This is a genomic window from Streptomyces sp. NPDC006458, from assembly GCF_040612135.1.
Classification (GTDB): Bacteria; Actinomycetota; Actinomycetes; order Streptomycetales; family Streptomycetaceae; genus Streptomyces.
On record NZ_JBEXPR010000011.1, the window covers coordinates 207,112 to 232,007 of the forward strand.

The window sequence follows — 24,896 nt, forward strand, 5'->3', positions numbered from 1 at the left end:
TCAGATCTGCGGTCCCGTCAAATCTGCACTTCCTTCCTATCTGCACTTGCGTCAGATCCGCGTCTCTGTCAGATCCGCATCTCTGTCAGACCCGCGTCTCTGTCAGACCCGCGTCTCCGTCAGACCCGCGTCTCCGTCAGATCTGCGCGACGGCCACGACGTCGTAGTCGGTGTCGGCCGTCGGTTCGGCGACGTCGAAGCGGGCGTTGGGCAGGTAGAGGCGGTCGCCCCAGGCCGCGGCCGCAGTCGGGATGCGGAAGCCCTCGTGCTGGATGACGGTCACCAGGGAGCCGCGGGTGCCCGCCGCGTTCAGCCGGAAGACGTCGACGCGGTTCTGGAACTGCTGGACGACGTAGAGGGTCCGGCCGAGCAGGAGGATGCCGTCGCCGTTGGGGATGCGCGCGTCGCCGAGGTCGACGGCGCGGGCGAGGCCGGTGCGCGGATCGACACGCATCAGCCGGCCGCCATCGGCGAAGGCGTTCACCACGAGCAGGGCGCTGCCGTCGGGAGTGCGGGCGATGCCGTTGCCGGTGAAGTCGGTGCCCTGCTCCCAGTCGCCGCCGAGGGGCACGGTCACCGCCTCGCCGGGGACGTTGCGCGGGCCCAGCTCCAGCCGGTAGAGCACGGCCTTGAAGGAGTCGGTGAACCAGGCGGCACCGGGGGTGAGGATCACGTCGTTCACGAACGCGCCGCCCACCGGGACGATCCGCTCGACCTCACCGGTGCGGGCGTCGACCGTGCGCAGTTCGCCACTGGTCGCGCCGGACACGAACAGCCTGCCGTAGCGGTCGCTCTTGAGGCCGGCGGTGGGGTGGGCGCTGCCGAGTCCGGTGGGGACGACTCTTCCGCGGCCGGTGGCGAGGCTGACGCGGTAGAGGTCGCCGTGCGCGAGCGAGCCGACGTAGGCGTGCGGGCCGTGGCCCAGGGTGATGCCCTCGGGCCGCCAGCCGCCGGGCAGTTGTAACCGGGTGGGCCAGGAGTGCCGGGTCGCGCCGGTGGCGTGGGCGGTGCCGCCGACGAGGGCGGTGGCGGACAGCGCGGCGGTCGCGGTGAAGAGGTTCCTGCGTGTCAGGGAGCGGTTGGTGAAGGTCACGGTGCGTCCTTACCCGGAGGACCGGTCGAGGACCGGCGGTGTGATCGTCGGACTCCGTCAGCCCATCACATGGGCGCTCGCGCACAGCCGTGTCGGCCTGAACGGCCATCAACATTATGAAAAGGGGCGCCTGCTGTCCACGAAAGGTCCGCGGACAGCAGGCGCCCCGACGCGTCGCGGGACCCGTTACAGGGCCACGCCCAGCAGGGCGTCCACCGCGCGTGAGACGACGCCGGGCGCACCGATGTCGGTGCCGCCCCGCTCCTCCTGGAGGGCGACCCAGCGGTCGACCGCGGCGAGCGCGGCCGGGGCGTCGAGGTCGTGTCCGAGGGCGTCGCGGATCTCCTCGACGAGGGCGTCGGCGGCGGGGCCGTCGGGCCGGGAGACGGCGGCGCGCCAGCGGTCGAGCCGGTCGACGGCGTCCTGGAGGACCTGGTCGGTCCATTCCCAGTCGGCGCGGTAGTGGTGGGCGAGGAGGCTGAGCCGGATGGCGGCCGGGTCGACGCCCTCGCGGCGCAGGGCCGAGACGAAGACGAGGTTGCCCTTGGACTTGGACATCTTCTCGCCGTGCAGGGCGACCATGCCGGCGTGGACGTAGGCCTTGGCCATGGGGAACTCGCCGGTGAGCACCTGGGCGTGGGAGGCGCCCATCTCGTGGTGCGGGAAGGCGAGGTCGGAGCCGCCGCCCTGGACGTCGAAGCCCATGCCGAGGTGGTCGAGGGCGATGGCGACGCACTCGATGTGCCAGCCGGGGCGGCCGCGGCCGAGGGAGGCGCCCTCCCAGCTGGGTTCGCCCTCGCGGGCGGCCATCCACAGCATCGGGTCGAGCGGGTTCTTCTTGCCGGGGCGGTCGGGGTCGCCTCCGCGCTCGGCGGACAGCAGCCGCATGGCGGCGGCGTCGAGGTGGGAGACCTGCCCGAAGTGGGGGTCGGTCTCGACGGAGAAGTAGATGTCGCCGTCCAGCTCGTAGGCGGCGCCCATGTCCCGCAGACGTTCGACCAGGGGGACGATGCCGGGTATGGCCTCGACGGCTCCGATGTAGTGCCGCGGCGGCAGCATCCGCAGGGCGGTCATGTCCTCGCGGAAGAGGGCCGTCTCCTTCTCGGCGAGGGCGACCCAGTCGATGTCGTCGCGCAGGGCCCGCTCCAGGAGCGGATCATCGACGTCGGTGACGTTCTGGACGTAGTGAACCTGCCGCTTGGTGTCCAGCCAGACCCGCTGGACGAGGTCGAACGCGTTGTAGGTCGCCGCGTGCCCCATGTGGGTGGCGTCGTACGGCGTGATGCCGCAGACGTAGATGCGGGCTACGGGACCGGGCTCAAGGGTGACGAGCCCACCGGTCGCGGTGTCGTGAATCCTCAGGTCGCGGCCCTGACCAGGCAGGGCGGGGACCTCGGAAGCGGGCCAGGCATGCATGTCTTGAGACTAACCGGACTGGAGTTCCGGATACGAACCGGATGACGCCAGGTTGGCCGAGAAGGCGGTCTTGTCCCGGATGGCGTTGTGTGCTCACACCGGTGGCCACGGTATGGCGGGCCACTCCCCCGTGGGTTCGGGGTGCTTTCCGGAGGTCAGGAGGGCGTCGACCCGCGCGCGTGTGGCGTCGATCTCGGCGGGGGTGATCAGGGGGGTGAGGCGCCGCGCGAGGGTGCCGTCGGGCGTCAGGGACTCCTTGAGCCCCTTCAGGACGGTCACGGCCTCCTCGGTCAGGGGTTCGCCCGCCCAGCCCCACAGCAGGGTGCGCAGCTTGTTCTCGGTGTGGAAGGAGACGCCGTGGTCGATGCCGTAGAGGCGGCCGTCGTCGGCGGGGAGGAGATGGCCGCCCTTGCGGTCGGCGTTGTTGATCACCGCGTCGAGGACGCAGAGGCGGCGCAGCCGCTCGTCGTCGGCGTGCACGAGCAGGGCGGTGCGGTCCTCGCCCACCTCGGCGAGACCGATGGCCCTCCAGCCCGGTCCGGCCTCCTCGCCGTCGACCAGGGCGAGCAGCTCGGTGGCCGTGTCTCCTTCGGGTGCCTCGATCCACAGCTGGACCATGCCCTGCCCGTAGGGGCCGTCGCGCAGCACGGTGGGCGGGATCAGGTGCCAGCCGGTGGCCTCGGAGACCTCGTAGGCGGCGATCTCGCGCTGGGCGAGGGTGCCGTCGGGGAAGTCCCACAGGGGGCGTTCCCCGGCGACGGGCTTGTAGACGCAGGCCGCTTCCCGGCCGTCGTGGGTCAGGGTGCAGTACAGGGCCGCGTTGGAGGCCTCGCGCAGGCGTCCGCGCACGGTCAGCTCGCCCTCGGCGAGCAGGTCCGCCGGTGTCATGCTCCGCGGCGGTATCCGTTCTGGCGCGGACATACGTGTCCTTCCGGGTCGAGCGGCAGGCTGCACAGCGGGCAGGGCGGCCGGCCGGCGTTGACGACGTCGAGGGCGCGCTTGGCGAAGGCGCGGGCCTGCGTTCCGGTGAGCCGCACCCGGAGCATCGGGGGGCCGTTCTCCTCGTCCTGCAGGAGTCTTTCCTCGGCCTCGGCGAGGTCCTCGTCGGTGTCGGCGTCGAGTTCGACGAGGGCCTGTGCCTCGACGATCATGCGCTGTTCCTCGCCGTCCCAGGCGAGGGCCATGGTGCCGACCCGGAACTCCTCCTCGATGGGGGTGTCCAGCGGGTCGGTGTCGGAGATCTCCGTGGGGGCCATGGCGGGGACCGAGGCGCTGCCTCCGCTGCGGCGTACGACCTCGTCGAGCAGTTCGTCCATGCGTTCGGCGAGCGCGGCGACCTGGGTCTTCTCCAGGGCCACGCTGGTCACCCGGGAGCCGGCGGTGGCCTGGAGGAAGAACGTACGGCGCCCTGGCAGTCCGACCGTGCCGGCCACGAAGCGGTCCGGGGGGTCGTAGAGGAACACCTGACGGGACACGTCCAGCTCCAAGAATCGTGGTGGCGGGCAGGGTGCTACTGCGACCGCTTCACCCTACTGCGGCCGACGATCACGGTGCGCCCGCACCGCCCCCGACGGTGGCCTGGTCGCTCGGGGGTTCCTCGCGCGGAGCCAGGGAGGCGAAGTCGCCGGTGTCCCCGAGGCGCACGAGAAACGGCCGCAGCCGGGTGTAACGGATCGCTGTGATGGAACACGGTTCGACGGAGATCCGTTGGAAGAGGTCGAGATGAAGTCCGAGTGCGTCGGCGACGAGGGACTTGATGATGTCCCCGTGCGAGCACATGAGGTAGACGGCGTCGGGGCCGTGGTCGCGCTCCACGCGCGCGTTCCACTCGCGTACGGCTTCGGCGGCGCGGTGCTGCATGGCGCGCATCGACTCGCCGCCGGGGAAGGCGGCCGCGGTGGGGTGGGCCTGGACGACCTCCATGAGGGGTTCGTCCTTGAGTTCGGCGAGTTTGCGGCCCGACCAGTCGCCGTAGTGGCATTCGCCGATGCGGTCGTCGGTGTGGGCGGTGAGTCCGCCGCGGGCGGTGAGCAGGGGCTGGATCGTCTCCTGGCAGCGTTGCAGGGGGCTGGTGACTATCTCGTGGAGGGGGAGCTCGGCGAGGCGGGCGGGCAGGGCGGCGGCCTGGGCGAGTCCGCGCTCGTCGAGGGCGACGCCGGGCGTCCATCCGGCGAGGAGTCCCGCGGTGTTGGCGGTGGAGCGTCCGTGCCGGACCAGGAGCAGCGTGGGCATGCCGCCCAGGGTAGGCGTAGCAGGGGGTGCGGCGGCGGGCGCCGGGGAGGAGAATTCGCTCCGTGATCGTGGACTGCGCGATTTACCGGGACGGGAGGCGGACGAAGGCCCCCGCGGATCTGTCCGACGCGCTGGCCGAGGCACGGTCGGCGGGCGGGTTCATCTGGATCGGGCTGCACGAGCCGACCCAGCACGAGTTCGACCTGGTCTCGGAGGAGTTCGCGCTGCATCCGCTGGCGGTCGAGGACGCCCTGTCGGCGCATCAGCGGCCGAAGCTGGAGGTGTACGACGACTCGCTGTTCCTGGTGCTGAAGCCGGTCGTGTACGAGCCGGACAGCGACACCGTCACCTCCGGCGAGGTCATGGTCTTTCTCGGCGACAGTTTCGTGGTCACGGTGCGGCACGGCGAGGGGTCTCCGCTGGCGGCGGTCCGGCATCGGCTGGAGGAGGAGCCGGAGATACTGGCGAAGGGTCCTACGGCGGTGCTGTACGCGATCACCGACGCGACCGTGGACCACTATCTGGAGGTCGCGGACGAGTTGCAGACGGACCTGGGTGAGCTGGAGGCGGAGGTGTTCTCGCCGGAGCAGGGCGGGACGCGGCACACGGCGTCGCGGATCTACACCTTCAAGCGGCAGGTACTGGAGTTCCGCCGGGCGACCGGCCCGCTGGCGCTGCCGCTGGTCAAGCTCGCGGGGACGGGTCCGTTCGGGCTGGCGGTGCCGTTCGTCAATGAGAAGGCGCAGCCGTACTTCCGGGACGTGGGGGACCATCTGACGCGGGTGAACGAGTCGGTGGAGAGCCTGGACCGGCTGGTGTCGGACATTCTGTCGGCGCATCTGGCGCAGACGAGCGTGCGGCAGAACGACGACATGCGGAAGATCTCCGCTTGGGCGGCCATGGCCGCGGTCCCCACGATGCTCGCGGGGATCTACGGCATGAACTTCGACCACATGCCGGAACTGCACTGGGTGTGGTCGTATCCGGCGCTGATCGCGCTCATGGCCGCCCTGGAGGTGCTGCTGTACCGGCTGTTCAAGAGCCGCGGCTGGCTGTAGGCGGGGCGGGTCAGGCGAACTCGGGGGCGGTGGTGGCGGGGCCGCCGAGGGCGTCGCGGCGTTCGGGCATCGTCAGGGAGACCATGCGGCGCCAGCCGGCGAGCCGTTCCCAGGCGTAGAGGGCGTGGATGCCGGCGGCGAGGACGGCCGACTTGGCTCTGGGCCAGCCGAGGATGCGGCCCATGTGGGTCATGACGGCGAGGCTGACGTCGCGGTAGACGCGGATCTCGGCGAGGGCGCTCTCGCGCAGGGTGTGCTGGATGGCGCGGCCATGGCCGGCGTGGGCGAGGCGCAGGAGTTCCTCGTGGCAGTATGCGAGGTGGTTGTCCTCGTCGTTGGAGATCATCCTGACCGCGCGGCCGATGTCGGGGTGGTCGGCGAAGTGCTTGCGCAGCAGGTCCATCTGCTCGGCGGCGCGCTGTTCGGTGACGCGGCTGTGTGCGAGGTAGGTGACGATGTCCTGGACGGTGAGCGGCTCGTCGCGCTTGAGCTTGTCGTGGGCGAGACCGATGCCGCTCGTCTCCAGCAGCATCGTGTAGTCGGTCTCGTCGGGTACGGCCACGGGCGTGAGGCCGCGCTTCTTCATCAGGGCGTTGAAGATCCGGCCGTGCTTGTCCTCGTCGGCGCCGTGCCGGGTGATCTTGGGGACCAGGGCGCGCTCGCTCGCCGGTACGAGGGCGGCGATCCGGGCGTTCTCCCAGCCTCCCTGCGACTCGCCGCTGGCGGCGATGGAGCAGAACAGCCGGAACGACTCGTCGTTGTCGAGGATCTCCTGGAAAAGACTCTTGGCCGAAAGCATCTGAGGCACCTCTCTGCTCTCCGCGGGTTCCGCAAGGCCCGCGAAGAACGAGTCAAATGCGCCGTCAGGGGGGTCGCAACAGCTGTGTCGGACAACTCCGCCAAAAGGAGGACGTGCCGAGTCGCGCCACGGGCGTAACCCGGGCGCCGTCCGGCGCGTTGTGCTGCGTGACGGCCGTGGCGGGGAAGACCCCCGAGCCCCCACCACGGCCGCTGAAATCCCCTCCCCCTGACGCGAGTCGGGTCACGCCAGTCCGGCGCGCTCCATGGCCTCGACACCGGCCCGCAGCGCGGTGAGGCGGTCGTCCAGGGTGAACCCCGCGGGCGTGACGGTGAGGGTGGTGACGCCGGCGGCGGCGTAGGCCTTCATGCGGTCGGCGATGCGGTCGACCGAGCCGAGCAGCGTGGTCCGGTCGATCAGGTCGTGCGGTACGGCGGCCGCGGCGCCCTGCTTGTCGCCGGACAGGTACTTGTCCTGGATCTCGGCGGCCGCCTGCTCGTAGCCCATGCGCCGGGCGAGCTGGTTGTAGAAGTTCTGCTTGCGGCTGCCCATGCCGCCGACGTACAGGGCGGTGTAGGGGCGGAAGAAGTCGGCGAGCAGCGGAACGTCCTTGTCCTCGCCGACGGCGAGGGGCAGGGTCGGGCAGACGTCGAAGCCGTCGAGGGTCTTGCCCGCCTTCTCGCGTCCGGCGCGCAGGTGGCGGATCGCGGTGTCCTCCAGGTGGTCGGCGGAGGGGAAGATCAGCAGGGCGCCGTCGGCGATCTCGCCGGTCTGCTCCAGGTTCTTCGGGCCGATCGCGGCGATGTACAGCGGGATGCGCTCGCGCTCCGGGTGCACGGTCAGCTTGATCGGCTTGCCGGGGCCGCCGGGCAGCGGCAGCGTCCAGTGCTCGCCCTCGAACGACAGCCGCTCGCGGGTCATGGCCTTGCGGACGATCTCGACGTACTCCCGGGTGCGGGAGAGCGGCTTGTCGAACTTGACGCCGTACCAGCCCTCGGAGACCTGCGGGCCGGAGACGCCGAGGCCGAGGCGGAAGCGGCCGCCGGAGAGGGAGTCGAGGGTGGCGGCGGTCATCGCGGTCATCGCGGGCTGCCGGGCGGGGATCTGGAAGATGGCCGAGCCGACGTCGATCCGCTCGGTCTGGGCGGCGACCCAGGTGAGCACGGTGGCGGCGTCGGAGCCGTAGGCCTCGGCGGCCCAGCAGACGGCGTAGCCGAGCTTGTCGGCCTCCTTGGCGACGGCGAGGTTGTCGGAGTCCATTCCGGCACCCCAGTAGCCGAGGTTGATCCCGAGCTGCATGCCAGATCCCCTTTTACTGATCAGTAACGTCCCTGTTCCGGAGACACTAGCCCACCCGCGCGGGCGGGGGCAGGGGTGCGTGCGGGGATGCGGCACGGCCTCGTCGGCGGGCTCCGTGACGATCATCGAAACCCGTTGTCCACAGGCCCCCACGTGACAGGTTCTGGCCAGTACTCTCGGCGTCCATGGAGCAGAGGCATCTCGGCCGCACCGGCCTGCGTGTGTCCCGTATCGGTCTCGGCACCCTGACCTGGGGCAGGGACACCGACGAGCATGACGCGGCCGACCTCTTGAAGACCTTCTGGGCGGCCGGCGGGTCCCTGGTCGACACGGCGGACGTCTACGGCGACGGAGAGGCCGAGTATCTGCTCGGGCGCCTGATAGAAGGGCTGGTGCCGCGCCGGGACCTGGTGATCTCCACCAAGGCGGGCAGTGTGCCGGACCAGTACCGCCGGTTCGACGGCTCGCGCGGTCATCTGCTCGCCGCGCTCGACGCCTCGCTGACCCGGCTGGGCACGGACTACGTCGACGTCTGGCACGTCCACGCCTTCGACTCCTTCACCCCGCTGGAGGAGACCCTCCAGGCTCTCGACCTCGCCGTCAGCAGCGGCCGCGCGCGCTACGCGGGGGTGTCCAACTTCTGCGGGTGGCAGCTCGCCAAGGCCGCGACCTGGCAGCTGGCCGCGCCCGGCACGCGGACCCGGCTGGCCAGTACGCAGATGGAGTACTCCCTCCTCCAGCGCGGCGTCGAGCGCGAGGTGCTGCCGGCCGCGCTGGACCTGGGCATCGGGTTGCTGCCCTCCTCGCCGCTCGGGCGCGGAGTGCTGACCGGGAAGTACCGGGGGGACGCGATGCCGCCGGACTCGCGGGGCGCCTCGGAGCATCTGGCCCCGTTCGTCGAGCCGTACCTCGACGACACCGCGAGCCGGATCGTGGACGCCGTGACGACCGCCGCGGACGGGCTCGCGGTGACGCCGTTGCAGGTGGCCCTCGCCTGGGTGCGCGACCGGCCCGGGGTGGCGGCCCCGATCGTCGGCGCGCGCAACGCGCGGCAGCTCACGGCGGCATTGTCAGTGGAGGCGCTTAGTCTTCCTGACGAGATCTGCCGGGCGCTCGACGATGTGTCTGCGCCCGTGCACCGCTATCCCGATCACGACTGGAGCACGCTGTGAGCACGGAGCCGGAGACCACCACCGGGGACACCACCGCGCCGGACACGCCGTCCGCCGCGGCGGCGGAGACCGACGGGGCGGTGGAGGGCTCCGCGGTGGACGCGGAAGGCACAGAGGGCGCGGAAGGCACAGAGGGCGCTGAGGGCGCAGAGGGCGCAGAGGGCGCAGAGGGCGTCGACGAGGTGGCCGGGGCGGCCGAGGGCGGTGCGGGGGCGGCCGCCGACGCGGGTGAGGATTCCACCGAGGGCGGCGCGGCTGCCGACTCCGGTGAGGGTTCCGCCGAGGACAGTGCGGCTGCCGAGTCCGGTGAGGGTGCGTCCTCCGATGCGTCCGAGGCGCGGGCCGAGCTGGCCGCGCAGCGGGTGGAGCGGGAGCGGATCGAGCGGCGCAAGGCCGAGAGGCAGGGGCCCATCGACAGTGGCGGCAAGCTGAGCGGCAAGGCCGCCGATCTGCTCGCCGCCGTGCGGGCGGTGGAGGGCGGGGCCGCGCCGACGGCCACCGTGTTCGCCGCGCCCGAGCCGCCGCGCCGCCCCGCGACACCCGAGCCGGTACGGCGGCCGCAGCCAGCGGTGGTCTCCCCCGGACCCGTGTCGGGCGGCCCCGCGCCGGAGACGGTCGAGGCCGTACGGGGCGTGCTGAGCCGCGGCGGGGCACCTCAGACCCTCGCCGACCAGGTCGCGGCCGTGCTCGGGGAGGGGGCCGAGGAACGGCTGAGCGAGGACCCCTGGCAGTTGCTGCGGGTGACCGGGGTGCGGCCCGAGCAGGCCGACGGGTTCGCACGCGCCCTGCTCGGCGCCGAGTGCGGGCCGGACGACGAGCGACGCGGCCGGGCCGTCACCGGCTGGCTGCTCGAACAGGCCGCCCTGGCCGGGCACACCGCCCTGGAGCTGCCCGCGCTCACCGCGGCCCTCGCCCAGCGGGGCGTCCCCGACCCGGACACGGCCGTGCAGAACGCCCTCGCGGAGGGCGACGCCCTGGCCTTCCAGGACGCCCTCGACGAGCCCGGAGCCGCCCCGGCCGGTGACAGCCAGGAGGACGACGAGGACGAGGACGGTGAGGACGGCCGCCCGGTCCGTGTGCTGGTCGGCCTGGAGCGGTACGCGCTCGCGGAGGAGAGCCTCACCGACGGACTGTCCCGGCTGATCAACTCGGCGCCCAAGCAGGACGGTTCCGCCGAGGACTGGGAGCGGGCCGCGGCCTTGGCCCAGGGTTCCGCCGCCGAGCTGATCCGCGCGGTCGCCGCCCACGGACTGGTCCTGCACACCGGCGGCGACGCCTCCCTCGCCGAACCGGCGGCCCTGCTCGGCGCGGCCCTCGGGCTCGGCCTGCGCGCCTGGGCGGCTGCCCACAGCCCCGTCGGGCGCGGCCGTTTCGCCGCCCTGCCGGGCGCCTCCGACGCGGCCGGCCCCGCTGTCGCCACCCTGGCCGGGCTGCTGTCCGGTGCCGAGGGCCCGGGGCGCGACGCCGATGGGGCGCTGGACCTCGACCTCCTCGTCGTGCTCGACGCGCCCCAGCTGGACGTCGAGACGGCGGCCCTGCTCAGCGAGTCGCTGCCGGACGGGGCGCGGCTGGTCCTGAGCGGTGACCCCGGCGTGCTGTGGTCCGCAGGGCCGGGACGGGTCTTCGCCGACCTGCTCGGCGCGCGCGTCTGCCCCCAGGTCGCCTCGCGCCGGCCCGACCCGGGTCCGCTGGGCGAGCTGGTCTCCGGCATCGGCATCGGCGAGCTGAACCAGGTGGAGGCGCCCGGCAAGGAGATCGTCATCGTGCCCGTGCGGGACGCGGGCGAGGCCGTGCACCGTACCGTGCAGCTCGTCGCCGACTCCGTGCCCCGCGCGATCGGCGTGCCCGTCGAGCAGACGGTAGTGATCACGCCGGGCCACGGCGGTGCGGCGGGCACACGCGCGCTCAACGCGGCCCTCAAGGAGCGGCTCAACCCCGGCCCCGGCCGGTTCGGCGGCTTCGACCCCGGCGACCGGATCGCCTACTCCCCCGCCCCCGGCCGCACCCTGTCGGGTCACGTGGTGAAGGCCGACACCGACGGGCTGCATCTGTCCTGCGCGGGCGAGGAGGTCGTCGTCCCCAGGGAGCGGGTCGAGGCGACCGTGCGGCACGGGTGGGCGCTCACCGCGCACCAGGCCGTCGGCGGCCGCTGGCCCGCGACCGTCGTGGTGCTGCCGGGCGACGCCGTCCAGGCTCTCGACCGGCCGTGGGTGTACACGGCGTTCAGCCGCGCCGACCGCCACCTGTCCGTGGTCCAGGGCGTGGAACAGGCCCTGCCGCGCGCGGTCGCGGAGCACCCCGCAAAGCCCCGCACGACCCGACTGACCACCCTGCTCACGCCTCCGGCGACCGCCCAGGACTGAGGCTCCGGTGGACCACCGGGGCTCACGGGAACAGCCGCCAGGGCTCCCGGGCGACTTCCGAGACCCCTGGTGGTCAACACGGCTCCGGGAATTCACCCGGCCTCCCGAAGACGACGACGGCGGCGGCCGCAGGGCATTCGCACCCCACGACAGCCGCCGTCACGCCGTCACGCGAGCCACCCGGAGGGCGGGACCCGGAGGCCGCCTCCGTCGTGATCCGAGGGCGTCACCGCCGCCCCGGTCGGCGCCACGGTCGACCCGGTCGGCGGCAGAGCCGCCCCAGCCTCAGCGGTCCGCGTCCAGCCGCTCCAGCTCAGCCTCGCTCCGGGCCTCGTACTCGTAGTCCTCCGCCTCGTCGACCTCGGCGTCTTCCGTATCGTCGTCGTCCGCCACGTCCTCGGCGTCCTCGGCGTCCGCGACATCCTCGGCGTCGTCCTCGGCGTCGAGTTCGTCGTCGTCCAGCTCGCCGTCCTCGCCGTCCTCGCCGTCCTCGCCGTCCTCCTCGTCGAAGACCGTACTGACGTCGAAGCGGCAGATCACGTCCTCGGGGTCGACGTGGTCGAACGGTGTCTCCAGCCACTCGCCCGGCTCGGCCGGCTCGTCGGAGGCGGTCAGCCACAGCGTGGAGTCGCCCTCCTCCAGGCCGAACTCCTTGTGGCGGCTGGCGATCTCGTCCGGTTCGTACTCACCGAAGAGGATGCTGAGCGCGCCCGGGACGGAGGCGGCGGCGTCCGCGCCGTCGTCGTAGTCCGCGGCCTCGACCCGCTCGGCCTGGGCCAGCAGCCGCTGCGGCTCCACCACGGCGTAGTCGCGGCGGATCAGCACGCTGATCGCGCTCGGCTCCTCAGGGCCCGTGTAGGGCTGCGCGGAGTCGGCACCGGGGATCTCGAAGGGCGTGACCTCGTCGTAGCGGTCGTAGAGCAGCTCGTCGTACGCCTCCGCGGCCGCGGCCAGCTGATTGAACGCCTCGTAGACGGCCGGGTCTTCGTCCCCCGACCGGCGTTCGACCGCGGCCAGGTGGCGGTCGAGCGCGGTCTTGACCGCCTCGGCGGCGGCGCGTACCTCGGCAGCGGTGGGCTGCGCAGCATCAGACATAGTGCAGACGCTATCCGTACCGGGCCCCAGCCCGCACAATAGATGCGATGCCGGAATACGAATTTGTCGACGTGTACGTACCGCGCGGGGTCTCCCGCAAGGAGGCGGCACGTCTGCTGACCGACCATGCGGAGTACGGACACTGGGAGTTGGACCGCCTGAGCCTGATGCGCGACGGCAGCCGCAGGGTGCGGCTGCGGCGGCGGATCATCCGCCAGGTGCGCGCCACCTGGTGAGAAAATCGGCGGAAACGGAGTGGGCCCCGCGGCTGCGGGGCCCACTCCGTTTGTGAGGTGTGTTACGCCGGGACGCGCTTCCTGCGGTAGAGGACGGCGCCGCCGAGCACCGCCGAGACCCCGAGGGCCGCGGCCGCGCCGATGGGCAGTTCGCTGCCGGTGGAGGCGAGCTGGCCGCCGGTGCGCGGCTGCGGAATCGAGTGGGCGGAGGGCGGTCCGGCCTCGGGAGTCCGGTGACCGGGGGTGGGCGGGTGCTCACCGGGAGTCGTCGGAGGGTGGCCGGTGGCCGGCGGGGAGGGCGGGACGTTCCGGTCGTCGGGCGGGCCGGGCGGCGTGCCGTAGCCGTCGTCCGGCGGGGTGCCGTAACCGCCGTCGGAGGCGCAGTCGTTGCCCATGGAGGGGTTGGCGATGCCGATGACGTCGACGCTGTTGCCGCAGACGTTCACCGGGGTGTCGATGGGTGCCTGGACGTGGTTGCCGGAGCCGACGCCCGGCGAGCCGCTGGTGCTGCCGTGCGCGCCCGAGCCGCCGGAGTGGCCGTGGCCGCCGTGGTGACCACCACCGCCGTGGCCGCCGTGGCTGCCCGGCGAACCGCTGTGGTTGGCGCACGAGTTGCCGGCCGCCGGGTTGAGGGCGCCGACGACGTCGACGGTGTTGCCGCAGACGTTCACCGGCGCGTGCACCGGTGCCTGCACCGAGTTGCCGGACAGCACGCCCGGCGAGTTGGCCGCCGAGCCGCTCGCGCCGGAGCCGGCGTACGCGGTCGGTGCGCCGGCGGCGGCGATCACACCGGTCGCCGCCGCCATGGTCATGAGGCCCTTACGGGTGACCTGTCGCATGTACTGATTCCCTGCCTTTCATGGAAAAGACGCGGAAAAGACCGGACGGCCCCGGAGCGCGTGGAAGGCGCTCCGGGGCCGACGGGGTGGGACGCCCCTCAGCGGGTTGGCGTCACTGGTTGACGCAGGTGTTGCCGAAGGCGGGGTTCAGCAGCCCGACCACCGAGATCGTGTTGCCGCAGACGTTCACGGGGATGTGGACCGGAACCTGAACGACGTTGCCGGACGCGACACCAGGGGAGTGCACGGCAGCACCCTGGGCACCCGAGTCGGCGACGGCGAGGCCCGCACCCGCGAGAACCAGCCCACCAGTGGCAGCCGCAGCAGCGACGACCTTCTTGATCATCATTCCTCCTTGTTGGCAAAGCGATCCAAGCCGCGGATCGCATCACCAGTAACGAGGGGGCGTGATTAGGGCTACGACCCTATGAGCGCATTCACCCTTCCCGGTCATCTCTGCACATGCGGCCGAATACCGAGGTGTCGCTTCGGTGGACGTTCTCAGGACGCGTCGAGGAACCGGTCGAGCACGCGTACGCCGAACTTCAGGCCCTCCACCGGCACCCGCTCGTCCACCCCGTGGAACATCCCGGCGAAGTCCAGCTCCGGCGGCAGTCGCAGCGGCGCGAAGCCGAAGCAGCGGATGCCGAGGTCGTCGAAGGACTTGGCGTCGGTGCCGCCGGACAGCATGTAGGGCACGGCTCGGGCGATGGGGTCCTCGGCGCTGAGCGCGGTCTGCATGGCGTCGACGAGCCTGCCGTCGAAGTCGGTCTCCAGCGCCTTGTCGCCGTGCACGTCCTCGCGCCTGACGCGCGGGCCGAGGATGCGGTCGAGGTCGGCGAGGAACTCCTCCTCGTGGCCGGGCAGGAACCGGCCGTCGACATGGGCGGTGGCCTGGCCGGGGATCACGTTGACCTTGTAGCCGGCGCCGAGCATGGTGGGGGCCGCCGAGTTGCGGAGCGTGGCGCCGATCATCTTGGCGATGCCGCCGAGCTTGGCGAGGGTCTCGTCCATGTTCTCGGGGTCGAGTTCGGTGCCGAGGGCGTCGGAGAGCTCGTCGAGGAAGGACCGCACGGTCTTGGTGACGCGGACGGGCCACTTGTGCCGGCCGAGCCGGCCGACGGCCTCGCACAGTTCGGTGATGGCGTTGTCGTCGTTGGTCATCGAGCCGTGTCCGGCGGTGCCGTCCACGGTGAGCCGCATCCAGTGCATGCCCTTCTGGGCGGTCTCGACGAGGTAGAGGCGCAGCTTCTCGTTGACGGTGAAGGAGAAGCCGCCGACCTCGCCGATCGCCTCGGTGACGCCCTCGAACAGGTCGGGGTGCTTGTCGACGAGGTAGCGGGCGCCGTAGGTGCCGCCGGCCTCCTCGTCGGCGAGGAAGGCGAGGACGATGTCGCGCGGGGGCTTGCGTCCGCTGCGCAGCCGGTCGCGTACGACAGCGAGGGTCATCGCGTCCATGTCCTTCATGTCGACGGCGCCGCGGCCCCACACACAGCCGTCGGCGATCTCGCCGGAGAAGGGGTGGTGGGTCCAGTCGGCGGCGTTGGCCGGGACGACGTCGGTGTGGCCGTGGATGAGCAGGGCCGGCCGGGAGGGGTCCTCGCCCTCGATGCGGGCGACCGTGGAGGCGCGGCCCTGGTGCGACTCGATGATGCGCGGTTCGAGGCCCACCTCCGCGAGCTTCTCGGCGACGTACTCGGCCGCCTTGCGCTCGCCGGGGCCGGAATGGTCGCCGTAGTTGCTGGTGTCGATCCGGATCAGCTCGCGGCAGAGGTCGACGACCTCGTCCTGGCCGGTGACGCCGCCGGTGGTGCCCGTCTGGCTCACGCTGAATCCTCCCGCTGTCGCTGCTGGTGGTCCCCCTCATCCTCTCTCTCCGTCGCGCGCGCCCCAAGACCGGTCTCGGCCCGACCCACTCCGTTCACGCCGTAGGGGCCGTGCACCCGCACCTGTGATCGGCCACCCCGGAAAGCCTGGTAATGTTTACGACGTCGCCGCGGGGGAAGCTCCGCGCGGCACACACCCTGTCCGGGTGGCGGAATGGCAGACGCGCTAGCTTGAGGTGCTAGTGCCCTTTATCGGGCGTGGGGGTTCAAGTCCCCCCTCGGACACTTTCGGCGTGAGGGCCGTGACCGTATGGTCACGGCCCTCACGCGTTGTGTGGGGCATCTCTCGTTGTGTCACGGATCAGCAGGTCAGGGCCCTGACAACTGCACGCCCTCCTCGCCCGTACGGTCCCACCCAGTGGTCGTCACCCGCGGTTCACCTTAGGTTCGTACTAAAATTTCCGGCTTGTTACGTTGCTGGAGCCGGACAACCCCAGGCAGACCTGCGGGCCCGCCAGCGCCCCGGGGGTTCCGGGAACGAGACGCGAGGACCGATGGCAGCCATTCACGAGAGCAGCGCTCTCGAACTGCTCGACGTAGAGATCCGCGAACGCTTCGGTGACAAGGCACGTTTCTCCGGAGGCCCGGCGGCCTCGCCCCGCACCCTCGTCGACATCCTCGACGCCTCCGTACGCTCCTACCCCGACGAGCTCGCGCTGGACGACGGCCGGACGCGGCTGACGTACCGGGCGCTGGCCGCGGAGGTGGAGCGGCTGCGGCGCGGTCTCGGCGCGGCCGGGGTCGGTCTCGGCGACCGGGTGGGCGTGCGGGTGCCGTCCGGGACGAACGATCTTTACGTGGCGATCCTCGCCGTGCTGGCCGCGGGCGCCGCCTATGTCCCGGTGGACGCCGAGGACCCGGACGAGCGGGCCGAGCTGGTGTTCGGGGAGGCGGGGGTCCGGGCCGTGATCGGAGCCGGGCACGAGCTGACCGTGCACGGCCGGTCCGAGGTGCCGGCCGCGCGGCCCACGGTCGCGCACGACGCGTGGATCATCTTCACCTCCGGCTCGACCGGCAAGCCCAAGGGCGTCGCCGTCACCCACGAGAACGCGGCCGCGTTCGTGGACGCCGAGGCCGCGCTGTTCCTGGCCGAGGAGCCGATCGGGCCCGGCGACCGGGTGATGGCCGGACTGTCCGTGGCCTTCGACGCCTCCTGCGAGGAGATGTGGCTGGCCTGGCGGTACGGGGCGTGTCTGGTGCCGGTGCCGCGCTCGCGGGTGCGCAGCGGCGCCGACCTCGGGCCCTGGCTGGCCGAGCAGGACATCACGGTCGTCTCCACGGTGCCGACGCTGGCCGCGCTGTGGGAGCCGGAGACCCTGGACGACGTACGGCTGCTGATCTTCGGCGGTGAGGCGTGCCCGCCCGAGCTGGCGCAGCGGCTGGTGACGGAGGGCCGGGAGGTCTGGAACACCTACGGGCCGACCGAGGCCACCGTCGTGGCGTGCGCGTCGCTGATGAGCGGCGAGGGTCCGGTGCGGATCGGGCTGCCGCTGAACGGCTACGAGCTGGCGGTGGTCGACGAGGCCGGGGAGCCGGTGGCGATGGGCGACAGCGGTCAGCTGGTGATCGGCGGGGTCGGGCTCGCCCGGTATCTGGACGCCGGGAAGGACGCGGAGAAGTACGCGCCGCTCGCCTCGCTGGGCTGGGAGCGGGCGTACCGCAGCGGGGACCTGGTCAGGGCCGAGCCGGAGGGCCTGGTGTTCCTCGGGCGCGCGGACGAGCAGATCAAGCTGGGCGGGCGGCGCATCGAGCTGGGCGAGGTGGACGCGGCGCTCCAGGCACTGCCGGGCGTTGCCGGTGCGGCGGCGGCGGTGCGGACCGCGCGCGGCGGCAACCAGCTGCTCGTCGGGTACGTCGTGACGCAGGACGGCTGGGATCACACCGCGGCTTTCGAACGGCTGCGGGCGGCGCTGCCGGCCGCGCTGGTGCCGCTGCTTGCGCCGGTGCAGGACCTGCCGACCCGGACGTCGGGCAAGGTGGACCGGGCCGCGCTGCCGTGGCCGCTTCAGGGGCTGGAGAACGGCGTACGGACCGAGGAGCTGTACGGCACCGAGGCGTGGCTGGCCGAGCAGTGGACGGAGGTCCTCGGTATCCCGGTGGGCGGCGCCCGCGAGGACTTCTTCGCGCTGGGCGGCAGCAGTCTGGGGGCCGCGCAGTTGGTGACGCGGCTGCGCACCCGTTTCCCGGGCGCGGCCGTGCTTGACATCTATCAGCAGCCGGTGCTGCGCAAGCTGGCGCGGCGGCTGGAGGAGTCCGCGCAGGACGACCGCGAGGGCCGTGCGGTGACGCCGCTGGCCCGGCGGGCGCAGGCCGTGCAGCTGCTGGTGCTGCTGCCGCTGTTCACGCTGCTCGGGCTGCGCTGGTGGGTGCCGCTGGCCGTGGCCGGGAACCTGCTGCCCTCCTACGGCTTCCTGCCGACGGCCCCGTGGTGGCTGCTGGGGCCGCTCGCGGTGGTGCTGTTCAGTCCGCCGGGGCGGCTGGCGATCGCCGCGGGCGGGGCACGGCTGCTGCTGCGCGGGGTGCGGCCGGGCCGCTACCGGCGCGGCGGGTCGGTGCATCTGCGGCTGTGGGCGGCCGAGCGGCTGGCCGAGTTCAGCGGGGCGACCTCGCTGACCGGGGCCTGGCTGCTGCGGTACGCGCGGGCGCTGGGCGCGCGGATCGGGCAGGACGTGGACCTGCACTCGCTGCCGCCGGTCACCGGCCTGCTCAAGCTGGGCCGGGGTGCGGCGGTGGAGTCGGAGGTCGATCTGTCCGGTCACTGGCTGGACGGCGACCGGCTGGTGATCGGCGCGGTGAAGGTGGGCGCGCACGCCACGGTCGGCACGCGCAGCCTGCTGTTCCCGGGCGCCCGGGTCGGCAAGCGGGCCGAGGTGGCGCCGGGTTCCGCGGTCGACGGGCAGATCCCGACCGGGCAGCGCTGGGCGGGCGCGCCGGCGGTGAAGCTGGGCAAGGCCAAGCGCAACTGGCCCGAGGAGCGCCCGGCGCGGGGCCCGGTCTGGCGGGCCGTGTACGGGGTGTCGGGGCTGCTGCTGAGTCTGCTGCCGGTGCTGTCGGGTGCGGTGGCGCTGGCGCTGGCGAGCCTGTTCGTGACGCCCGGGGAGCCGCTGCGGGGTGCCGCGCTCGCCCTGGTTCCGGCGACTCTGGCGTACGGGGTGACGTACGCGCTGCTGATCCTGGTCGGGGTGCGGCTGCTGAGTCTGGGGCTGCGCGAGGGTGTGCATCCGACGCACAGCAGGGTGGGCTGGCAGGCGTGGACGGTCACGCAGCTGATGGACCGGGCGCGCGAGACGCTGTTCCCGCTTTACGCCGGGCTGGTCACGCCGGTGTGGCTGCGGCTGCTCGGGATGCGGATCGGGCGGGGCGCGGAGGTGTCGACCGTGCTGGCGCTGCCGAGTCTGACCACGGTGGGTGAGGGCGCGTTCCTCGCGGACGACACGCTGACCGCGCCGTACGAGCTGGGGCGCGGCTGGATGCGGATCGGGCGGGCGGAGATCGGGCGTCGGGCGTTCCTGGGGAACTCGGGGATGACCGCGCCGGGCCGCAGCGTGCCGGAGGGCGGTCTGGTGGGCGTGCTGTCGGCCACTCCGAAGAAGGCCAAGCGGGGCACGTCGTATCTGGGGCTGCCGCCGGTGAAGCTGCCGCGCAGCGCGGACGCGGGTGACCAGAGCCGTACGTTCGAGCCGCCGGTGCGGCTGCGCTGGGCGCGTGGCCTGGTGGAGCTGTGCCGGCTGGTGCCGGTGTTCTGCTCTGCGGGGCTGGCAGTGCTGACGGTGGCCGCGCTGTGTGCGCTGGGGCCGTGGGCGCCGCTGCTTTCGGGTGCGGTGCTGCTGGTCGCGGGGGTGGCGGCGGGGCTGGTGTCGGTGGTGGCCAAGTGGCTGCTGGTGGGCCGGCATCGCACGGGTGAGCATCCGCTGTGGTGCGGGTTCGTGTGGCGCAACGAGCTGGCGGACACGTTCGTCGAGGTGGTGGCGGTGCCGTGGCTGGCCGGGGCGGTGCCGGGGACGCCGGTGCTGACGGTGTGGCTGCGGGGGCTGGGCGCGCGGATCGGGCGGGGTGTGTGGCTGGAGAGCTACTGGCTGCCCGAGACGGATCTGGTGACGCTGGGCGACGGCGTCACGGTCAACCGGGGCTGTGTGCTGCAGACGCACCTCTTCCACGACCGGATCTTGCGGACGGATACTGTGGTCCTCCGTGCGGGCGCGACGCTGGGCCCTGGCGGGATCGTCCTGCCCGGCTCCACGGTCGGCGCCCGCGCCACACTGGGTCCGGCGTCGCTGATGATGGCGGGCGAGTCGGTTCCCGACGACACCCGCTGGCTGGGCAATCCGATCGAGTCATGGCGTCGGTAGATGCGGCCTGCGCCGCGCACGGGGACGATGGATCTCGTACGCGCAAGGCGCAGGGAGCAGACGCGGCAGTGGCAGTTCAGCAGACTGCGGGCCAGGACCCGTACTTCCCGGGCAACGGCGATCCCCGCTACCGGGTGCATCGCTATGAACTGGCGGTGGACTACCGGCCCGGCCCCAACCGTCTGTCCGGCACGGCCCGGATCAACGCCATAGCGGGGCGTTCGCAGCTCGCCGAGTTCCAGCTGAACCTGGCCGACTTCAAGATCGGCCGGGTCCGGGTCGACGGGCGTCAGCCGCACTACACGCATCGCGGCGGGCGGCTGCGGGTGCGGCCGGCGAAGCCGTTGCGGGCCGGGGCGGCGTTCACGGTGGAGGTGCACTGGTCGGGCAACCCCAAGCCGGTGAGCAGTCCCTGGGGCGGCCTCGGCTGGGAGGAGCTGTCGGACGGGGCGCTGGTGGCGAGCCAGCCGATCGGGGCACCCTCCTGGTACCCGTGCAACGACCGGCCCGCCGACAAGGCCTCGTACCAGATCTCGATCACCACGCCGTCGGCGTACTCGGTGGTGGCCGGCGGCCGGCTGCTGACGCGTACGGCGAAGGCGTCCACGACGACCTGGGTGTACGAGCAGGCGGCGGCGACGTCCAGCTATCTGGTGGGGCTGTCGATCGGCAAGTACCAGACGGTGATCCTGGGCGATCCGGGGCCCGGCGGGGTGCCGCAGCACGGGCACATCCCGGCGCAGCTGCTGCCGGAGTTCTCCCGGGACTTCGCGCGGCAGCCGCTGATGATGGAGCTGTTCCAGGAGCTGTTCGGGCCCTACCCGTTCGACGAGTACGCGGTCGTGGTGACCGAGGAGGAGCTCGATGTGCCCGTGGAGGCGCAGGGGTTGTCCTTGTTCGGCGCCAACCATGTGGACGGGGCGCGGGGTTGGGAGCGGCTGATCGCGCACGAGCTGGCCCACCAGTGGTTCGGCAACAGTGTGTCGATCGCCGACTGGCGGCACATCTGGCTGAACGAGGGTTTCGCGAAGTACGCGGAGTGGCTGTGGTCGGAGCGCTCCGGTGGCCGTACGGCCCAGCAACTGGCCGCCGCCGCGCACCGGTTGCTGTCCGGGCTGCCGCAGGATCTGAAGCTGGCCGACCCGGGCCGCAAGCTGATGTTCGACGACCGGCTCTACGAGCGCGGCGGGCTGGTGGTGCACGCGCTGCGCTGTGCGCTGGGCGACGACGCGTTCTTCCGGATGCTGCGCGGCTGGACGGCTCTGCACCGGGGTGGCGCTGTGACCACCGCAGCGCTGCGGTCCCATGTGGCCCGGTACGCGGTGGAGCCGCTGGACGACCTGTTCGACGCCTGGGTGCGGGGCACGGCGCTGCCGCCGCTGCCCGCCCCCTGTCCCGGGCTGCCGTCGATGCCGTCGTACCCGCCGAGCAAGGGAGCCTGAGCATGAGCAAGTCCGCCCGACGCAAGGGCCGTCCGACGCCGGCACGGTCCGTCGCGTGTCCGTGCGGGCTGCCGGAGGCGTACGAGGCCTGCTGCGGCCGTTTCCACTCGGGGCCCGCCGGGGCGCCGAGCGCCGAGGCGCTGATGCGCTCGCGCTACTGCGCGTTCGTGCGGCTGGACGAGGGGTATCTGCTGCGGACCTGGCATCCGCGGACACGGCCGGGCACGCTCGGCCTCGATCCGGGGATGCGCTGGACGGGTCTGGAGATCCTGGGGACCGAGGGCGGGTCGACGTTCCACGGCACGGGGACCGTGACGTTCCGGGCGTCGTTCGAGGGCGGGTCGCTGCACGAGCGCAGCCGGTTCGAGCGGGTCGAGGAGGCGTGGGTGTACGTGGACGGGGACTTCCTGGACTGAGGGGACTGAGGGGGCTGTGCGGGCTGAGCGCGCCGAGGCGGCCCGAGGCGGCCCGAGGGGGCTGAGCGGGCCGAGGGGGCTGAGCGGGCTGGGCGTGCTCGGGGCGCGGGAGCGTGCGTGCTCGGGGCGCGGGAGCGTGCGTGCTCGCTCAGGGCGCGAGGATGTCCAGTTCCCGCAGGGCGCCGACGGTGATCTGGCGGGTCAGTTCCTCCGCCCGGTCCGCCTCGCGGGCGCGGACGGCCTCGGCGACCTGGACGTGCAGGGTGACGGCGGCCGGGTCGGGGTCCTCGAACATGACGTCGTGGTGGGTACGGCCGGTGAGGACCTCGGCGACCACGTCGCCCAGGCGGGCGAACATCTCGTTGCCGGAGGCCTTGAGGATGACCCGGTGGAAGGCGACGTCGTGGAACAGATAGCCCTCCAGCTGGTGGCCGCGTGAGGTGGCGACCATGCCGAGGGCGCACTCGGTGAGCTCCGCGCACTGCTCGGCGGTGGCGTGCAGGGCGGCGAGGCGTGCCGCGACGGGTTCCACCGCGGAGCGCAGCACGGTGAGCGAGCGCAGTTGGCGCGGGCGATCGGCGCCGGCCAGGCGCCAGCGGATGACCTCGGGGTCGTAGACGTTCCACTCGCACTCGGCCTGCACGGTGACGCCGACGCGGCGGCGGGACTCCACCAGGTGCATCGACTCGAGGACGCGGACGGCCTCGCGCATCACGGAACGGGAGACGTCGAAACGCTGGGCCAGTTCGTCGGTGCGCAGCACACTGCCCGGCGGGTAGACGCCGGCGGTGATATCGGGGCCGAGGGCGTCCAGTACACGGCCGTGCAGTCCGCGGCCCGGTGTGGTCATGCACACAGGGTACGGGGCTCCTCACGCCAGCAAAAAGTCAGACTTATTCATCACAGCTTCTTGAATTCGTCGTATCTAATGAGCTTCAGTAGGGCGACGCCGGCGTCGGAGGCCGGCGTCTCGGGTCGAGGGAGACAGCAGTGCGTACCCCCCATGTAGTCGTGGTCATGGGCGTAGCCGGAACGGGCAAGACCACCATCGGTCCTCTGCTCGCCGCCCGGCTCGGCGTCCCCTACGCCGAGGGCGACGACTTCCACCCCCAGGCCAACATCGACAAGATGTCGGCCGGTGTCCCGCTGGACGACGCGGACCGCGCGCCGTGGCTGGACGCCATCGGCATCTGGGCGCACGGCCGGTCCGGGCTCGGCGGTGTGGTCAGCAGCTCCGCGCTGAAGCGGGCCTACCGTGACCGGCTCCGGGCGGCCGCGCCCGGGATCGTGTTCGTGCACCTCACGGGCGACCGCGCGCTGATCGAGGACCGCATGGCGCACCGCCGGGGCCACTTCATGCCGACGGCGCTGCTCGACTCCCAGTTCGCCACGCTTCAGCCGCTCCAGGCGGACGAGGCGGGGGTGGCCGTGGACGTGTCCTGCCTCCCGGAGGAGATCACCGAGCGGGCCGCGCGGGCCCTGAACGGCCTTCCCGACCCGGCGCTCTGAGATCCACCCAGGCCACCAAGAGCCATCAGAAACGGCCTAGCCCCCGCGGCACCCGCACCTCGCGGCGACCTCGGCGTCACCGCGGTTCGCCGCGCGCTGGGTCGACGTGCCGGTGCCCGACCGGCGCCGAAGCCCGGACGGCGCTCCGGCTTCTCGGACGGGCCCTGCGTGATCATCGGTGCGCCAGCGCGTCAGGGCCGCCAGAGCGGGTGCTCGCGCTCCGCCCACTCCCGGCTCACCCGCCCGGTGCGCAGGCCCCGGCGGGCCTCCGGGTCGGCCAGGGCCATGCCGATATGACCGGCGAGCACGATGCCGACGGTGAGTGCGAGCCAGTCGTGGACGAAGGTCGCGCCGGTGCGCCAGCGCAGCGGGGTGAGGTGGGTGAACCACATCAGCAGACCGGTGCCGAGCATGACAAGGGTGGCGCCCGCGATCCAGGCGGCGTAGATCTTCTGGCCGGCGTTGAACTTGGCCGAAGGACGGGCCGACGGCCGCCTGTCGCGGCGCAGCACCGCGCGCAGCCAGCGCCGGTCGTGGGGGCCGAAGCGGTTGAGCCGGCCGAGGTCGGCCCGCAGGGCGCGGGAGGCGAGGCCGGTGAGGAGGGGGACGGGCAGGGCCAGGCCCGAGAGCTCGTGCAGCCGGACCAGCAGGGCGCGGCGGCCCACCAGCTGGGCGAGTTCGGGGATGTAGAGGCAGGCGGCCGTGGCCACGCACACGCCCATCAGGACGGCCGTCGTGCGGTGCACCCAGCGTTCGGCCGGGGTGAAGCGCGGCAGTCCCTTCCGAGGGGCGGGCGCGTCAGGTCGTGGGGACATCGTCACGTCCGTTCGAACGGCCGACCCAGGCGTCCACGTCGTACCCGCGCTCCTCCCAGTAGCCGGGGCGCACGCGGTCGGTGACCGTGATACCGGAGAGCCACTTGGCGGACTTGTAGAAGTACATCGGCGCCACGTACAGGCGGACGGGCCCGCCGTGGGCGTGGCCGAGGTCCTCGTCCTGCATGCGCAGGGCGACGAGCACGTCGGCTCGGCGGGCCTGGGCGAGGGTGAGGCTCTCCGAGTAGGTGCCGTCGAAGCAGGTGAAGCGGATCGCCCGGGCCGTCGGGCGTACGCCGGCCGCGTCCAGCAGCCGGGACAGCCGTACGCCCTCGAAGGGCGTGTGCGGGACCCGCCAGCCGGTGACGCACTGGACGTCGCGCACGAGCCTGGTCTGCGGCATGGCTCTGAGGTCGGACAGGGTGTAGGTGGCGGGGCGGTCGACCAGGCCGTCGACGGTGAGGCGGTAGTCGGTGGCGTCCTTGTGGGGGACGGAGGAGGCGACGGAGTAGTAGCGGAAGCCCCCGCCGTTGGGAAGCAGTCCGGTCAGCCCGGTGGGGTCCCGGTCGGCCGCGCTGCCGAGGAAGGCCTCCAGCCCGCGTTGCAGCGGTGGTGCGGCGACCACGCCGAGGGCGCCCAGGCCGAGGGTGGCGAGGAAGACCCGGCGGCCGACGGGCTTGCCGCGTGGGTCGTCGGGGTCGGGGGCGTGCCGTTCCCCGGAGGCCGGGGGCACGAGCGGCTCCGGTGTCGGCTTGAGGCCGGGCTCGCGCTCGGGGCCGTCCTCCGGCTCGGGTCGTTCGGGGGTCACCTTCTCATTCGAGCACCCGCGACCCCCTGGAGGCCAGGGTGCGCGGGTGCTCGTCGGAGTTCTGGAAGG

The 24,896-nt window shown here is 72.5% G+C and carries 22 protein-coding genes and 1 tRNA gene; 9 read left to right on the forward strand and 14 right to left on the reverse strand.

Annotation, left to right across the window (positions count from 1 at the left end):
- Nucleotides 1-136 precede the first annotated feature (136 nt).
- From ABZZ79_RS17535 to ABZZ79_RS17555, 5 genes are all read right to left on the reverse strand, one after another.
- On the reverse strand, nt 137-1,093 hold the full coding sequence (locus ABZZ79_RS17535; RefSeq protein WP_356689804.1) for a superoxide dismutase: 957 nt from the start codon (nt 1,091-1,093) through the stop codon (nt 137-139).
- A gap of 186 nt (nt 1,094-1,279) precedes the next feature.
- Nucleotides 1,280-2,509: a cysteine--1-D-myo-inosityl 2-amino-2-deoxy-alpha-D-glucopyranoside ligase gene (gene mshC, locus ABZZ79_RS17540; RefSeq protein ID WP_356689805.1), complete on the reverse strand. Its 1,230-nt coding sequence runs from the start codon at nt 2,507-2,509 to the stop codon at nt 1,280-1,282.
- Between the two features lie 93 nt (nt 2,510-2,602).
- Nucleotides 2,603-3,397, reverse strand: a complete 795-nt coding sequence (locus ABZZ79_RS17545) for an SCO1664 family protein (RefSeq protein WP_356689806.1) — start codon at nt 3,395-3,397, stop codon at nt 2,603-2,605.
- Entirely contained in the window at nt 3,394-3,984 is a 591-nt protein-coding gene (locus ABZZ79_RS17550; RefSeq protein ID WP_356689807.1) for a DUF3090 domain-containing protein, read from the reverse strand. The genes ABZZ79_RS17545 and ABZZ79_RS17550 overlap by 4 nt, the downstream gene beginning before the upstream one ends.
- A 70-nt stretch (nt 3,985-4,054) precedes the next feature.
- On the reverse strand, nt 4,055-4,741 hold the full coding sequence (locus tag ABZZ79_RS17555; protein ID WP_356689808.1) for a histidine phosphatase family protein: 687 nt from the start codon (nt 4,739-4,741) through the stop codon (nt 4,055-4,057).
- Nucleotides 4,742-4,803: 62 nt separating this feature from the next.
- On the opposite strand from ABZZ79_RS17555, the gene corA reads away from it, so the two are divergent.
- On the forward strand, nt 4,804-5,799 hold the full coding sequence (gene corA / locus ABZZ79_RS17560; RefSeq protein WP_356689809.1) for a magnesium/cobalt transporter CorA: 996 nt from the start codon (nt 4,804-4,806) through the stop codon (nt 5,797-5,799).
- A gap of 10 nt (nt 5,800-5,809) precedes the next feature.
- Here corA and ABZZ79_RS17565 read toward each other — a convergent pair whose 3' ends face one another.
- Together ABZZ79_RS17565 and ABZZ79_RS17570 are read right to left on the reverse strand one after the other, a co-directional pair.
- Complete coding sequence (locus ABZZ79_RS17565) at nt 5,810-6,598, reverse strand: ferritin-like domain-containing protein (RefSeq protein ID WP_356689810.1); 789 nt, start codon at nt 6,596-6,598, stop codon at nt 5,810-5,812.
- 243 nt (nt 6,599-6,841) lie between these two features.
- A complete protein-coding gene (locus tag ABZZ79_RS17570; RefSeq protein ID WP_356689811.1) occupies nt 6,842-7,897 on the reverse strand; it encodes an LLM class F420-dependent oxidoreductase in 1,056 nt (351 codons plus the stop codon).
- 185 nt (nt 7,898-8,082) lie between these two features.
- Here ABZZ79_RS17570 and ABZZ79_RS17575 point away from each other — a divergent pair, with 185 nt between their 5' ends.
- Nucleotides 8,083-9,069: an aldo/keto reductase gene (locus ABZZ79_RS17575; RefSeq protein WP_356689812.1), complete on the forward strand. Its 987-nt coding sequence runs from the start codon at nt 8,083-8,085 to the stop codon at nt 9,067-9,069.
- Complete coding sequence (locus tag ABZZ79_RS17580) at nt 9,066-11,432, forward strand: helix-hairpin-helix domain-containing protein (RefSeq protein ID WP_356689813.1); 2,367 nt, start codon at nt 9,066-9,068, stop codon at nt 11,430-11,432. The genes ABZZ79_RS17575 and ABZZ79_RS17580 overlap by 4 nt, the downstream gene beginning before the upstream one ends.
- A 285-nt stretch (nt 11,433-11,717) precedes the next feature.
- On the opposite strand, the gene ABZZ79_RS17585 is transcribed toward ABZZ79_RS17580, so the two are convergent.
- A complete protein-coding gene (locus ABZZ79_RS17585) occupies nt 11,718-12,527 on the reverse strand; it encodes a hypothetical protein (RefSeq protein WP_356689814.1) in 810 nt (269 codons plus the stop codon).
- A gap of 47 nt (nt 12,528-12,574) precedes the next feature.
- Between ABZZ79_RS17585 and ABZZ79_RS17590 the strand changes: the two genes are divergently transcribed.
- Nucleotides 12,575-12,763, forward strand: coding sequence for a DUF5703 family protein (locus ABZZ79_RS17590; protein WP_356689815.1), 189 nt, complete (start codon nt 12,575-12,577; stop codon nt 12,761-12,763).
- Between the two features lie 62 nt (nt 12,764-12,825).
- Here the strand turns inward: ABZZ79_RS17590 and ABZZ79_RS17595 are convergent, their stop codons facing one another.
- The 3 genes from ABZZ79_RS17595 to ABZZ79_RS17605 form a co-directional block, all read right to left on the reverse strand.
- Nucleotides 12,826-13,602, reverse strand: coding sequence for a chaplin family protein (locus ABZZ79_RS17595; protein WP_356689816.1), 777 nt, complete (start codon nt 13,600-13,602; stop codon nt 12,826-12,828).
- 112 nt (nt 13,603-13,714) lie between these two features.
- A complete protein-coding gene (gene chpH / locus ABZZ79_RS17600; RefSeq protein WP_356689851.1) occupies nt 13,715-13,948 on the reverse strand; it encodes a chaplin ChpH in 234 nt (77 codons plus the stop codon).
- A 155-nt stretch (nt 13,949-14,103) separates the two neighbouring features.
- Nucleotides 14,104-15,429: a M20/M25/M40 family metallo-hydrolase gene (locus tag ABZZ79_RS17605; RefSeq protein WP_356689817.1), complete on the reverse strand. Its 1,326-nt coding sequence runs from the start codon at nt 15,427-15,429 to the stop codon at nt 14,104-14,106.
- A gap of 199 nt (nt 15,430-15,628) precedes the next feature.
- Between ABZZ79_RS17605 and ABZZ79_RS17610 the strand changes: the two genes are divergently transcribed.
- From ABZZ79_RS17610 to ABZZ79_RS17625, 4 genes are all read left to right on the forward strand, one after another.
- A tRNA-Leu gene (locus ABZZ79_RS17610) sits at nt 15,629-15,713 on the forward strand.
- A 269-nt stretch (nt 15,714-15,982) separates the two neighbouring features.
- Complete coding sequence (locus ABZZ79_RS17615) at nt 15,983-19,837, forward strand: Pls/PosA family non-ribosomal peptide synthetase (RefSeq protein WP_356689818.1); 3,855 nt, start codon at nt 15,983-15,985, stop codon at nt 19,835-19,837.
- 68 nt (nt 19,838-19,905) lie between these two features.
- Complete coding sequence (locus ABZZ79_RS17620) at nt 19,906-21,279, forward strand: M1 family metallopeptidase (protein WP_356689819.1); 1,374 nt, start codon at nt 19,906-19,908, stop codon at nt 21,277-21,279.
- A 2-nt stretch (nt 21,280-21,281) separates the two neighbouring features.
- A complete protein-coding gene (locus tag ABZZ79_RS17625; RefSeq protein ID WP_356689820.1) occupies nt 21,282-21,695 on the forward strand; it encodes a YchJ family metal-binding protein in 414 nt (137 codons plus the stop codon).
- A gap of 148 nt (nt 21,696-21,843) precedes the next feature.
- Here the strand turns inward: ABZZ79_RS17625 and ABZZ79_RS17630 are convergent, their stop codons facing one another.
- Nucleotides 21,844-22,545, reverse strand: coding sequence for a FadR/GntR family transcriptional regulator (locus tag ABZZ79_RS17630; RefSeq protein WP_356689821.1), 702 nt, complete (start codon nt 22,543-22,545; stop codon nt 21,844-21,846).
- Nucleotides 22,546-22,685: 140 nt separating this feature from the next.
- Between ABZZ79_RS17630 and ABZZ79_RS17635 the strand changes: the two genes are divergently transcribed.
- Nucleotides 22,686-23,204 (forward strand): gluconokinase, encoded by a 519-nt coding sequence (locus tag ABZZ79_RS17635; protein WP_356689822.1) that lies wholly within the window; start codon nt 22,686-22,688, stop codon nt 23,202-23,204.
- A gap of 191 nt (nt 23,205-23,395) precedes the next feature.
- Here ABZZ79_RS17635 and ABZZ79_RS17640 read toward each other — a convergent pair whose 3' ends face one another.
- Both ABZZ79_RS17640 and ABZZ79_RS17645 read right to left on the reverse strand, forming a co-directional pair.
- On the reverse strand, nt 23,396-24,019 hold the full coding sequence (locus tag ABZZ79_RS17640; protein ID WP_356689823.1) for a cytochrome b/b6 domain-containing protein: 624 nt from the start codon (nt 24,017-24,019) through the stop codon (nt 23,396-23,398).
- On the reverse strand, nt 24,003-24,752 hold the full coding sequence (locus tag ABZZ79_RS17645; protein WP_356689852.1) for a molybdopterin-dependent oxidoreductase: 750 nt from the start codon (nt 24,750-24,752) through the stop codon (nt 24,003-24,005). Before ABZZ79_RS17645 ends, ABZZ79_RS17640 begins: the two co-directional genes overlap by 17 nt.
- Nucleotides 24,753-24,896: the final 144 nt, after the last annotated feature.